Annotated in this window: 8 protein-coding genes; 2 read left to right on the top strand and 6 right to left on the bottom strand. The window is 37.1% G+C overall.

Translation table 11 applies throughout. The features are described 5' to 3' along the window. Positions 1-388: 388 nt before the first annotated feature. The 6 genes from PL9631_RS13550 to PL9631_RS13525 form a co-directional block, all read right to left on the bottom strand. Positions 389-1,429, bottom strand: a complete 1,041-nt coding sequence (locus PL9631_RS13550) for an acyltransferase family protein (RefSeq protein WP_083621090.1) — start codon at positions 1,427-1,429, stop codon at positions 389-391. 76 nt (positions 1,430-1,505) lie between these two features. Next, complete coding sequence (locus PL9631_RS13545; protein ID WP_083621088.1) at positions 1,506-6,017, bottom strand: chemotaxis protein CheB; 4,512 nt, start codon at positions 6,015-6,017, stop codon at positions 1,506-1,508. A 191-nt stretch (positions 6,018-6,208) separates the two neighbouring features. After that, positions 6,209-6,382 carry a hypothetical protein gene (locus tag PL9631_RS13540; protein WP_156090564.1) on the bottom strand — a complete coding sequence of 58 codons (174 nt, stop codon included), beginning with the start codon at positions 6,380-6,382 and terminating at the stop codon, positions 6,209-6,211. A gap of 2 nt (positions 6,383-6,384) precedes the next feature. Next, a complete protein-coding gene (locus tag PL9631_RS13535) occupies positions 6,385-6,633 on the bottom strand; it encodes a hypothetical protein (protein ID WP_083621087.1) in 249 nt (82 codons plus the stop codon). A 285-nt stretch (positions 6,634-6,918) separates the two neighbouring features. Continuing rightward, on the bottom strand, positions 6,919-7,209 hold the full coding sequence (gene psb34 / locus PL9631_RS13530; RefSeq protein WP_083621085.1) for a photosystem II assembly protein Psb34: 291 nt from the start codon (positions 7,207-7,209) through the stop codon (positions 6,919-6,921). Positions 7,210-7,477: 268 nt separating this feature from the next. Then, a complete protein-coding gene (locus PL9631_RS13525) occupies positions 7,478-11,083 on the bottom strand; it encodes an AAA-like domain-containing protein (protein WP_231516724.1) in 3,606 nt (1,201 codons plus the stop codon). A gap of 13 nt (positions 11,084-11,096) precedes the next feature. Between PL9631_RS13525 and PL9631_RS13520 the strand changes: the two genes are divergently transcribed. Both PL9631_RS13520 and PL9631_RS13515 read left to right on the top strand, forming a co-directional pair. Continuing rightward, entirely contained in the window at positions 11,097-11,468 is a 372-nt protein-coding gene (locus tag PL9631_RS13520; protein WP_083621083.1) for a hypothetical protein, read from the top strand. A gap of 97 nt (positions 11,469-11,565) precedes the next feature. Then, the gene (locus PL9631_RS13515) at positions 11,566-13,149 is read left to right on the top strand and encodes a bifunctional metallophosphatase/5'-nucleotidase (RefSeq protein WP_083621082.1); all 1,584 of its coding nucleotides are present in this window, start codon (positions 11,566-11,568) and stop codon (positions 13,147-13,149) included. The last annotated feature ends 127 nt before the right edge of the window (positions 13,150-13,276 follow it).

Below are 13,276 nucleotides of genomic sequence, written 5' to 3'. Positions count from 1 at the left end.
AAGAGTTCTGGCTGTTTTTGTAAAAATAGGTTGACGAAATTTGTCTAAGCCTTGACTTGAAGGCGGTTCAAGGATTTTTTTTTAATACAAAGTTGACAAAAAATAGAAATATTTGCTATGATCAACCTAGGTTCACGAAATTGCACCTTGAAAATTAAATAGGGTAAGGGTTCTGGGAGCCTGTACTAACAAATCCCTTCCAAGGGGTTTGAGAATTGAAACAACAATCCTTAGTAATGGGGATTGAGAATTGAAACAACGAATTTTTGGAAGCTATTGTTACTTGTCAGATCGCTCACTAACAATCCTCAGTAATGGGGATTGTTATTGGAAACCTCAACAATTTGTTGATTCATAATTCCTAATTCCTAATATAATCTAACTCACGTTATTTTAACTCAATCTTAAAAATTAGATCGTGAAAACGCTGTAAAAAATAGGATAAAATAATTAATAATGGAAATCCTACAACGATTAAAACGCATAGGATTAGATTCTGATTTTCAATATGTAATTTATTTTGCATAATTGATACCATCAAAAACCATAACGGTCGATGGAATAAGTACATACAATAGGAAGAATAGGCAATTAAATTAACTAATTTAGCCGATGGGAATTTTCGGGAGAGAGAGTTACAAATTTTATAAATAAATAGAATAAATACCAATTGAATAATATTAACCAGAATATAAGCGTAAAGGGGATGAATATTTTTTAAGCCATATTCTCGAAAGATAAAAAATGAGAGTAAAAACACAAAACCAAATATAATCGGAATGATCAGGTTAATTTTTTGCCACAGTTGAGATTCAAAAAATAATGTTTCTGCCGAGAATATACCCAATAAAAAAGTGAAATAATATAACATTATTTTCAGATCGGTGATGTTGAAATATAGCCCTAAAGTTACCATTAATATCGGGAAAAATACGATTAAAAATATTTTATAAATGGGTTGAATGGGTTGATAATTTAAAATCATAAATAAGCTATAATAAATTACAATTAACCCAATAAACCATAGGGTGGGTAAAGCCGAAAAAGTTTCAGAAACAAATAATAACTGTAATCCCAAAATATGAATAATGATCAAAACCGGGTCAAAAACCTGATACATATAGATAAAAGCGATTAAGGCTAGATAATAAAGTGGAAAAACTCTAATTATCTTTTTATATAAAAACTTTAGCAGCGACCTTGAGTTCAGAAAGCGTTGTCTTTTTTGATTAATTAAATATCCTGAAATAAAAACAAATAATCCCAAACTAAAATATCTATTTAATTCATAAAAAGACAATAAATTAATATCAATTTTATCTGGGTCTAAGATGTGTAACCCTAGATAATATTTCGGTAAATGATGAATGAGAATCATGAAGATAGCAACGGTTCTCATCCAATCAAAAACAACTAATCGATTTTCCATATTTTTCTATAGCAATCCGCGACGCGCCAGACGGAGATTGTAACATTTTAATACTGATATGAAACAGTCAGAAGTATTATTCCCTATTCCCTAAACTTTCCAGATATTTACAAATAGCATTATTAAAATCTTCAATCATGATCGGTTTACTGAGATAATCATTCATCCCTATTTCTAAACATCTTTGACGATCGCGATCCAAAGCATTAGCTGTTACCGCAATAATCCAGGGTTGGGTTTGAGAGGATTCACGAATTATTTTTGTTGTGGTTAAACCATCCATTTCTGGCATTTGCATATCCATTAAAATGATATTATATGATTGTTTTTTTAACAGTTCTAATACTTCTAATCCATTGTTAGCAATATCAGCATCATAGTCAAATAATTTCAGCAATAATAATCCAAATTCCTGATTAATCTCATCATCATCGGCGATCAAAATTTTTAAGGGTGATTGATCATAATTTTTTTCGATTTGAGGTAAAGCGGAATTTGTGATTAAATTAATTTCACTTTCAGAAGCCGTTTTTAATTTTAGGGTAAAATAAAAGGTTGAACCTTGGGTTTGAGGTTCTTCGGGATCTAAGAAAAAATCCGGGGGTGGATTTCCCCCAATCTTACCCATACTTACTACCCAAATTCTTCCGCCCATTAAATTCACTAAACTCTTACTAATTACTAACCCTAAACCCGTACCGCCATATTTACGATTAATAGAAGTATCTGCTTGGGAAAAGGGTTGAAATAGATCATTTATTTTATCGGGATTAATCCCAATTCCTTGATCGTGAATCGAGATAATTAACTCATATTTTTGCTCGGAAATAGGTTGACCCATTACCTGAATACAAACACTGCTATCCTGAGTAAATTTAACCGCATTTCCTAATAAATTTAAGAGGATTTGTCTGAGTCGATCACTATCTCCTAAAAAACCATTGGGAAGCTCAGTATCAATCGAATAGGTGAGGTCAATTTTTCGATCTGAAATTTCTCTCTGGAGCAGATCACAGACCAACTGTAAGACACTTCTTAAAACAAAAGGATGTTCTTCTAGTTGCAAATTCCCCGATTCAATTTTTGATAAGTTGAGAATATCATTAATAATAGTTAATAAAAGATTCCCGCTATCTCGAATTAGATTGACTAATTTTGTTTGTTCCTGGGAAAGATCGGTCATTAATAAAAGTTGAGCGATCCCAACCACGCCATTCATCGGCGTACGGATTTCGTGACTCATATTAGCCAAAAAATCACCTTTGGCTTTAGTTCCGGCTTCTGCGGCTTTTTTTGCTTGGGATAGGGTGATTTCTGCTTGTTTGCGATCGCTAATATCCATGATTGTGCCATAGATATCGGTAATCTGATTCTGTTGATTATAACCCGGCTTACCCATAGTATTAATATATCGAATTACCCCATCATTATGACGAATAATTCTTAGATCTAGATCATAAATAGTCCCTTGGGTTTTGAGTTGTTCTAAAGCATCTAAAAATATAGATTGATCCTCAACATGAATGCGAGTAATTAACTGGGATAATGTGGGTTCTCCTAAATTAAAATCAAAACCAATAATCTTAAATAGTTCCTTTGAACAGCGTATTTTTTGAGTTTGGAGATTCAATTCCCAATTTCCTAAATGGGAAATAATTTGAGCTTCTTCCAGGCGCTCTTTTGCTCTTTTTATCTCTTTTTGAGTTTCTTTTTGTTCGGTAATTTCTGTAATTACTCCCCCGACTCCAGACTGTCCATCTTCTAATAAAACTGGATAAAGACTACCGACCCAATATCGAGTTTGTAAAAAGACCGGGGTTAGGGTTTGAAATTCTACATTGCTCAAGGTTTCACCCGTTTCTAATACTTGACGCATTAAAGGTTCATAAATATCTGCCCATTTAGAAAATAACTCCTGTCCAGTTTTGCTAATATGTTCTACTACGGACAAATCATTAATCTTGGCGAAGTTTTCATTAACTCTCACAAATTTTAGATTTTGATCCAATAAACATAATCCCACGGGACTATTAACATAAATATTCTCTAACCAATTATTACTAGCTTGGAGTTGATTTTGAATTTTTTTTAACTCGTTAATATTGACAAAGGTAACAACTACTCCATCATTGTTATTATTTTCCCCTTGATAGGCGTTTACTCGCATCAACAGTTGTTCTTGAGTCCTGTGGTTGAAGACTTCTGATTCTAAGGGAATTTGAGTTAGGACAAAATTCGATAAAATTTCAACTAAGTTAGGACAGTCTAAATTATGGGTAAAATGGCTTAGGGGTCGGTTAATATCCGTGGGAAGAATATTAATAATCAGACTGGTAGCGGGGGTAAATTTTCTAATATTCAGATCATTATCCAGAAAAATTACCCCGATATCGGTACTGCGGAGTAAATTATCAATATCGCTAGTGAGTTCGGTAAGTTGTTGAATTTTAATTTGATATTCTGAATTAACCGTATAAAGTTCTTCATTCACGGACTGCAATTCTTCATTGGTACTTTGCAATTCTTCATTAGAAGCCAGTAATTCCTCATTGGTAGCCTGTTGTTCTTCATTGGTCGTTTCTAATTGTTCAATCGTCGCTTGTAAATTTTCTCTGGTTTGTTGTAGTTCATATTCTAGTTCACTGATTTGTTTTACGGTCTTAAGATCGACCTCAAACTTAATCTGAGGGGATTTATTTTCTACTGTGGTTTTTATCTCCAATAAAACCAATAAAAATTCATTTGAAATTGTCTGTTTATTGGGAAATGCTATTTTTAAATTTACGATCTCATTCACCCCATTCCTCAACAAATTAATGCCTGTATACAGAACATTTTGTTTTTCCCGTTTGGCTCGATGGATAGCTGTTCTCAGGGGTAATTGTAAAGGGGTGGGAACCAGTTCCGTAATATCTAATTTAGGCTTGCCCGTAGAAAAGGATAGCAAATCTGCACCATTATGAAAAATATGCAGTAATTGGCAGTCTTGATTGATTAATATACAGGTCAAACGTTGTTCTGTAAAACAAAGATTAAAAAGTGAATCTAAAATCCCATACTGAAAAATCTCGCGCTTAGATGTGAGTGGTATGGTGACTGGAGCTAATAGGGGTAGCTGGGGTATGGGCATTAAAGCCAGTTGAACTTCTCGATGTTTGCGGAAGATTTTCCATCTTTGATTAATCTCAATGAACTCTGTTTCGATTTGTCCCAAGGTTTCGGCATTTCCCAAAAACAAAACCCCTTGGGAAGCTAAAGAAAAATGCAGTAAACGTAATACTTGTTGCTGAAGTAGAGGCTGCATATAAATCAGCACATTCCGGCAACTAATCAAATTCATCCTAGAAAACCCGGCATTTTTAGTTAAATCATGCGGCGCAATAATTAACATCTCGCGTAAGTGCCGTTTGACTTGATAGCAGCCAGCTTTATAGATAAAGTGTTTCTCTAAACGTTCAGGAGTAATATTATCTTTAATGCTTTCGTTATAAATTCCTTGGGAGGCTACTTCCAGGGCTTTACCATCGAGATCAGTGGCAAACATTTTGACAGTAATCTCTTTATTTGCCACCTGAATCGCTTCATCAATTAATATGGCTAAGGAATAGGCTTCTTCTCCGGTCGCACAGGCGGGAACCCATACTCGCAATTGTTCTTGGGGTTCTAAAGAGTTGATTAACTCCGGTAAAACCTGCTGTTCCATTAATTCCCAGGCCGGAGGATCTCTAAAAAATTGAGTCACACTAATTAATAAATCTTGACGGAGTAATTTTCTTTCCGTTTCTGATTGATTTAATAAGACAATATACTCAGGTAAATTCGGCGATTGGGTGACACCACAACGACTCAGAATCCGACGACTCAGGGTACTAATTTTGTATTGACAAAAATCAATCTTTTCGTATTTGGATAAAATACTAAGGATTTCTTCAAATTGTTCAACGGGAATTAAATCTCCGCCTTTGACTTGAGAAATAGGATAGTTCAGGGAATAGCCGACTAAACTATAAACCGCCTGGGCTAAATCTTGAGGGGATAAAATCCCATCCAAGCAATCACAAGGTATCACACTACTTGGCATACTCGTGAATTGGGCGGTTTCTGGGGATTGAACTAGGGTAACTCCGCCTTTTTGACTAATAGCTTGTAATCCTTCTGTGCCATCGTTTCCTGTTCCCGATAGCAAGATTCCGATCACTTTTTCCCCCCATTCGGCGGCGAGGGATTTGAAGAAAATATTGATCGGATAATTTACCCGATCAGAAAGATGTTCTTCTAATCGTAAGCAATCTTTTTCGAGTGTTAAAGTGTGACGCGGGGGCAATACATAGATCTGATTCGGATGTAACTGTACCCCATCTTTTATCTGTTCAACTTGCATTGAGGTGCGTCTTTGAATTAATTCGGGCATCAAACTAGGAAAATCTGGAGAAAGATGCTGCAAAACTACAAAAGCCGCACCGGGATTATTCGGTAAATGGGTAAAAAATTCTTCTAAAGGTTGTAAACCTCCGGCCGACGCACCCATGGCTACCACAAAAAATTTTTCTGGCTGTTCAGGGCTATTATTCTGGGTATTTTCTGTCATATTAGGGAGGGTAATTAAAAAGGATTGGTATAGGACTTAGAATTTATTTGTTAATCGAGGAATTGCTGATAATTTGGCTTTAAATGAACGCAATTTTTACATCAAATAAACAGTTTTGTCAATATATTTAATCTTTTCTTAGTTATTTTAGCCAGAGTTTTGTTTTTTTCCTTAAACAGACTCAGAATTTATTACCTCCTGCGGGTGAATAACTTGAATTTCTGCATAACGAATAAAATCAGAAGTATTAAAAGATTTCCTGGCTGTTTTCTTAAAGTAGCTAAAGCATTCAAAGATTGACTCGCCATTGGATGTTGAGGTTGACTCAGACGCAGAATAATATTAGTATCAATTAAACAATTCACGGCTAATATTCCTCATAAATTCCTTGACGACTCACAGCTTCATCTGATAATAACGGGGTATTTTGCCGATGGCTCATACTCCAATTCTGTAATTTTTCTATCCAATCTTGGGCAGATTTATCTACAGTAATATTAGCTAGAATTGGAGATATTTCAGCGTTGATTTTTACTTTTTTTTGTAATAATTGGCGTTCTTCTACGCTCAAAGTATTAATAATTGTTGCCAAAGATTCTACTAATTGAGTATTCATGGTAAGCGTTCCTCACTCATACAAGATTTTAGAGAATATTTTTTAAATCTAATACAAATCCTGGTTATTTTTACATACCCGAAAAAACTACTCATCTGTTAGTTCAATAGTTAACTCTAAGGGTGTGGATATTGTAATAGTTTCCATGATTTGATCCCAATTGAGTGGGCTACAGTCCAATTATATGAGAATTATACAGACTACCTATTGCCTATTCTGAGATTGAATACCGCCCATTCTCGATCGCGCATTGCCCACTATCTATTGACCATCACCCCTTAATATTTAGCTAACAGAAAAGGTAATCATTAGCAAAATAACAATTAACAAAACAGCCCCCGTTCCTAATAAAACATATCGTTTTTGTTGGGGGGGTGAGGGATATTCCGAGGGGTAAATATCAGGTTCAACAGCGAAGTTATTAATCAGACCTTCATCATCTGTGGTATAGCCAGTTCCAGGGGCAACATCAGCAGACTGAGGATCAGGTGTGTGAATTTCGGCGGGAGTAAGTTCGCTACCATCGCTGCGATGCTCTGGGCTGACGCTTTTTCCTGTTGTTTCGGAGTTGGTCATGTTGCCTCTTATTAAATCTACATTTACTATTATAACATATTTAAACAATAAATGTGTTGCAAAATCAGATAGGTAATAGGGAATAGGTAATAGGGAATAGGGAATAGATAATAGGGAATAGGTAATGGGTAATGGGTAATGGGTAATGGGTAATGGGTAATAGGGAATAGGTAATGGGTAATGGGTAATGGGTAATGGGTAATACTTCGACTTCGCTCAGTAACAGGGTAATAGTAATTCGTAATTCGTAATTCGTAATTCGTAATTCCTACTTACATAAAGAGCGATCGCTTTCCTCCACATTAATATTAGTTCGTAAGTAATCCTTGACCCAATCACAAGCATAATTAAGTTGATTAAGAGCGCGAATATTTTTTAAATCCCAGATAATTAATGTTCGATCATCCGACCCAGAAACTAAGGAATTTCCATCAGCAGTAAAAGCCACACTAAAAACCATCCTTTGATGTCCCGGTAAAGTGGCGAGTAAGTCTCCGGTAGCACTCCATAACTTGACATTCGTATCAACTCCGGCGGTGGCAATGGTTTGACCATCGGGACTAATGGCGAGGCGGTTAAACCCTTTACCTTCACCGGATATACTATTAATTAATATTCCATCTAACTGCCAGAATTTGAGGGTATCATCTCGGCTAGAAGTGACAACAAAATTATTTTGAGGACTAAAAGCCACTCCCCAAACTGAACTATTGTGGGGAAGTGTTGCTACTAATTGACCCTCAAGTTGCCAAATTTTAGCGGTGCGATCGGCACTGGCAGAGGCGAGAAATTGACCATCATTACTAAAGGCTAACTTCCAAATAATTTCATTATGGGCTGGAAAACTGTGCAGCAATTTCCCTTCAAAATTCCAGATTTTGATAGTTTTATGATCTCCAGAAGCAATCATTTTTCCATCGGGACTGATCGCCAGAGCATTAATCGGAGCTTGATGTCCGACTAGAGTTTTTAGAAGTTTGATTTTTGATGTTTCAGGATTACTAATATCCCAAAGTTGCACCTTTTGATTTAGGCTACCCGTGACTAATATCTGACTATCTTGACTGAAAACCACACTCCTAAAAACCGGAGATCCTGAGTCTTTGAGGGTTTGCAAAAGTGTGCCATCCGATCGCCATAATTTCAGGGTTTGATCCACACTGGTTGAGGCAATTAATTGACCATCCCGGCTAGTGGCCACATCCCAAATTGTATTCTGATGTCCGGTGAGGAGTTTTAATAAATTGTGCTTGAGATGCCAGAGTTTAATCACGCCCTCGTTATTAGCAGAAATTTTGATCAAACCGTTTAAACTGATGGCCACATATCCCACAAAACTGCGAAACTTATTGAATTCTTCAATGAATGTACCGTCAAAATTCCAAGTTTTAATTGTGTTTTCTTCATCAATAGTGGCAATCTGTTTGTCCTGACAATCAACTCCAACAAATGACCGATCATTGGTAATTGTTTTAACTAAAGTCCCGTCTAGTTTCCACAGTTTGGCGGTAAGATCCTGACTGGCAGAAATCAGTAAATTTTTAGAGGGGCAAAAACTTAAATGCCAGACGTTTTTTTGATGTCCTTCTAGGGTTTTGAGTAATCTACCATCAACGCTCCACAATTTAATCGTATTATCGCCTCCGCCGGAAGCAATCATCTTGCCATCGGGACTAAAAGCCACACTTCTCACAAAATTTTGATGACCAATAAATGTTTTTAAAAGTTGCCCATCTAACGTCCATAATTTTACCTTAGAATCTCCACCGGCTGAGGCGATAAGTTGACCATCCGGGCTAAAAGCAACGCCCCAAGCTGGCCCTTGATGGGCTTGAAAACTTTGGATTAATGTGCCATCAACCCGCCAAAGTTTGACACTGCCATCTAAACTCGCAGAAACGATCAAATTACTATCAGGATTAAATACAACCCGCCAGACTGCTCCGCTATGTTTTAAGATATGCAGAATGCTGCCATCGGGTTTCCAAATTCTCGCGGTTTGATCTTCCCCTCCTGTGGCAATTAACTGAAGATCGGGACTAATAGCAACCGCCATCACACTGTCTTTATGTCCGTTTAAACGGTTAAATTCATAACTGCCATAAACCGCTTGATTTAAAACAGTTTCAACATTTTTAGTGGTTTGGTAATCGACATCTCCTAAACTTTCTAATTTGCGTTTGGCTTTAATAGCGGCGATCATGGCATCTAATTGACGATTAGCACCGAGCAAGCTTTCCGATGAAGAAGTTAAGGCTTTAATTTCACTCACTTTAGCTTCTTTGTATTGTTTGAAGGCGAATAATCCTAAGCCCGAAGCGAGTAGAAAAGCCATAGTGATCGCCCCTAACAATAAGCGTTGCAATTTAGCCGTTTTTTGTTCCTGTAATAATCTTTGTTTTTCCTCCGTTAATTGGGCTTCAATGGCTTTAGCACGTTCGGCTTCTAAGCTTATTTGGACTTCTTTTCTATCCGCTTCTACTGAAGCTGCTAAAAATTGATAATCTAAATCGCTTAAACTTTTTCCCTGTGACCAAATTTGAGCATCCTTTAAGGCTTGTCCCCTTAATAAACGGGATTCGTCTTGTTGACAAGACGTAATCCAAACATCAAAGGTTTGGGAGTAGGGACGCAGTTTTGCTAATTGCTGTTGTACCCAAACTAAATTAAAGACTTCTTTGTAAATTGGATTTCTGACTTTTAAATATCCCTGATCTTTGAGAACTAAACCCGATAATAAAAGCTCTACTTGTTCGGGACTCTCATCGGTCTGTATTTTGGTTTCTTGGAGAATTGTCTGGTAAATTCCTAACAGGCGTCCGGTCTGTTGGGAGTTATGAAATAAGCGATCGCGGATGGTTCTTAAATGTTCGGGTTCGTCCTGGGATTCCCATTTTTCAATTATCTGCGATCGCACGATCTTTTTAATCCATAATCTGGGACTATTTTGAGCAACTAGATCTTTTTTTTGTTGGTGATTTAAAACCACTAATTTTAATAGTTTTTGGGTTAAAAAGGGCTGTCCGTTTGTCCAGGTTAAAATTTCTTGGAGAATAACTTCAGGTTGGGCAAAACTTTCGGTTAATCCTTGGACTAAAGGGGTAGATTCTTCTAAAGTAAACCCAGTTAAATTAATCGCTGTACCAATATTAAAGGGGGTTCGGTTTTTATCGGCTATTAAATCCGAAGGAGTCGCCACACCAAATAGGGCAAAGGTTAGACGTTTATATTCGGGATTAATCGCCCGTTCATTATAGCAGGCTCGAATTAGGGCAAAAAAGTCATCCGTGGGAAAGTCTAAACTTAGAATACTATCAATTTCATCAATAAAAATACAGAGATTCTGTTTAGGAAATTGCTGAATTAATAAAATTTCTAAAAATTCACTTAATTTTTGTAATAAAGAAATTCCTTCTTGTTCCTGCCACCACACTTTAAAATTAAGTTTATCCAAACATCTAAATCCCCGTAATAAATCCATCGCTATTCCTTTATACCATTGTAAAGGAGTAGTATCTTGGCTACCAATTAGGGTCATATCGATGACTGTACAAGCATATCCTTCCGCTTCGAGTTGATGTTTAGTTCTCACCATTAAGGAAGATTTTCCCATTTGTCGGGAATTAAAAACATAGCAGAATTGTCCGGCTTTTAGGGCATGATAAAGGTGTTGATCACTACTTCTGATCACATAGGTAGGATCATGATCTTCTAAGCTACCACCAACTTTGTATAAGGTCATAGAAATAGGGAATAGGGAAAATAGGTAATGGGTAATGGGTAATGGGTAATGGGTAATGGGTAATGGGTAATGGGGAACAAGGGAAAAATTATAGGTCGTCAAGCCCGATCCGGTATGATAGATTAACTCCATTTTAGGATTTAAAATGAAAGCACAAGCCTATGATCGGATTAAAACATTAGTGGACATTCCCGCAGATTTTGGAAAATCCCTAATTCCCAAAGGAACAATTGGAACCGTAATCGAATGTTATGAACGTCCTAAAGAGGGATATGCGGTTGACCTGACCATTCTCAGTGAGACCGGAGAATCGGGTTTTGAATATGAGAATGTAATTCTGTATCCTGATCAGTTTTCTGTCGTCAATGATACCCCGGAAATGGGTAATTTTATTTCGGTTTTTGGCGATATTAGTTATGAAGTTCCCCAGGTGGTTCATGAACAATCAAACTCCTCAGAAACCCCAGTAGAACAACCCAATCAGGAGGAGCATCAAACTCAAATTACCCCCGGTTAAAATTTTAGCTAAAACTGTCTCACAATTATGCTATATTTCTCTACAGAGTGTTTAAAAGTATTCATTCTGTAGGGAAATTCCAATTTTTATTAAACTTATGAAACGGATATTAAAATACAGTTTTATTCTATTTTTTGTCGGCATAATTTTAGCGATCGCCCCTCCGAGTTTAGGACTATTCAATCCTGGATTTGACCTGAGAATTATCCATAGCAATGATCATCATGCCCACCTAGAACCTGTCACCTTTAAAGACACAGAATTAGGAGGGATTGTCCGACGGAAAACCCTAATTGATCGGTTAAAAACCAAAAATCCCCGAGACACTCTCCTCCTAGATGCCGGAGATATTTTTCAAGGCACTTTATATTTTAATCAATATTTGGGTCAAGCGGATTTGCCCTTTTATAATCAGATGAATTATCAAGCCGTTACCCTGGGAAACCATGAATTTGACCGAGGACAAACCGTTTTAGCTAATTTTATTAAAAAAGCTAAGTTTCCCCTGCTTTCAGCTAATCTGGAAATCGCCCCTAATTCTCCCTTAGCTGGGTTAGTAAAACCTTGGGTTATTCTATCGGTTAAAGGCAAAAAAATCGGGGTATTTGGCTTAACTACAGAAGCCACAGCTAACCTATCGAGTCCCGGGGAAGGAGTGCGTTTTACCGATGCTATTCAAGCGGCAAAAAAAGCGGTTTCTGAGTTAAAAAAACAAGGAGTTAATAAAATTATTGGGTTAACTCATATTGGCTTAGAATCGGATTTAGAATTGGCTAAAACCGTCAATGATATTGATATTATTATCGGGGGACATAGCCACACGCCGTTAGGTTCCATGCCCAATGCTAAACAACCCTATCCCATGGTGGAAACCACCCCGAAAGGTCAGAAAGTTTTAGTCCTAACCTCTTGGGAATGGGGCAAATATTTAGGGGATTTACAAGTTAAATTTAATCGCCGAGGGGAAGTAACTTCTTGGATAGGAACACCCCATCCTATTGATGATCAAATTCCGCCGGATGCCAACTTTGCCAAACAGTTAGAAAAGTTTTCCGCTTCCCTAGAAGTCCTACGCCAAACTATTATTGGAAAAACCCTTACCCCCTTAGAAGGAAGTCGAGATTTAGTTAGAACTCAAGAAACTAATTTAGGCAACTTAATTACCGATGCCATGTTAAATAAATTAAGACCCGATGGGGCTCAAATTGCCCTATTAAATGCTGGAGGAATTCGTTCTAGTATTCCGACCGGAAATATTAGCGTGAGTCAAGTGATTGAAGTCATGCCCTTTGGAAATACAATTGCTCGCTTAGATTTAACCGGAGAACAACTTAAACAAGCCTTAGAACATGGTGTCAGTCAAGTGGAATTAGGAGAGGGAAGATTTCCCCAAGTCTCAGGATTAAGGTTTATTTATGACCCCAAAGCTCCGGCGGGTTCGCGGGTTATTTCCGTTACCATTATTGATCAATCAGGACAAGAAAAACCCCTAGATTTAAACGCTATTTATCGAGTGGTTGCCAATAATTTTATGTCCATTGGTGGAGATGGTTATGAGGTGATGAAATCAGGAAAAAATCAAGTTGACACCGGATTTTTATTAGCAGATGTGGTGATCGATTATATTAAACGGCAAGGGGAGATTAATCTAAAATCAGGCGATCGCATTATAGCCCAATGATCGAGACTTGAGCCACGACCCCTAATATCAATCCTAGGACTTACGCAGAATACCCAATTATACACCATCTGTAGGGGCGAACGGCCGTTCGCCCCTACTAGATATGGTTGTTTTGCGTAAGTCCTGA

The organism is Planktothrix paucivesiculata PCC 9631, from assembly GCF_900009265.2.
Lineage (GTDB): Bacteria > Cyanobacteriota > Cyanobacteriia > Cyanobacteriales > Microcoleaceae > Planktothrix > Planktothrix paucivesiculata.
Note: the sequence above shows the minus strand (reverse complement) of the source record. Positions and strands in the feature narration are given on the sequence as shown.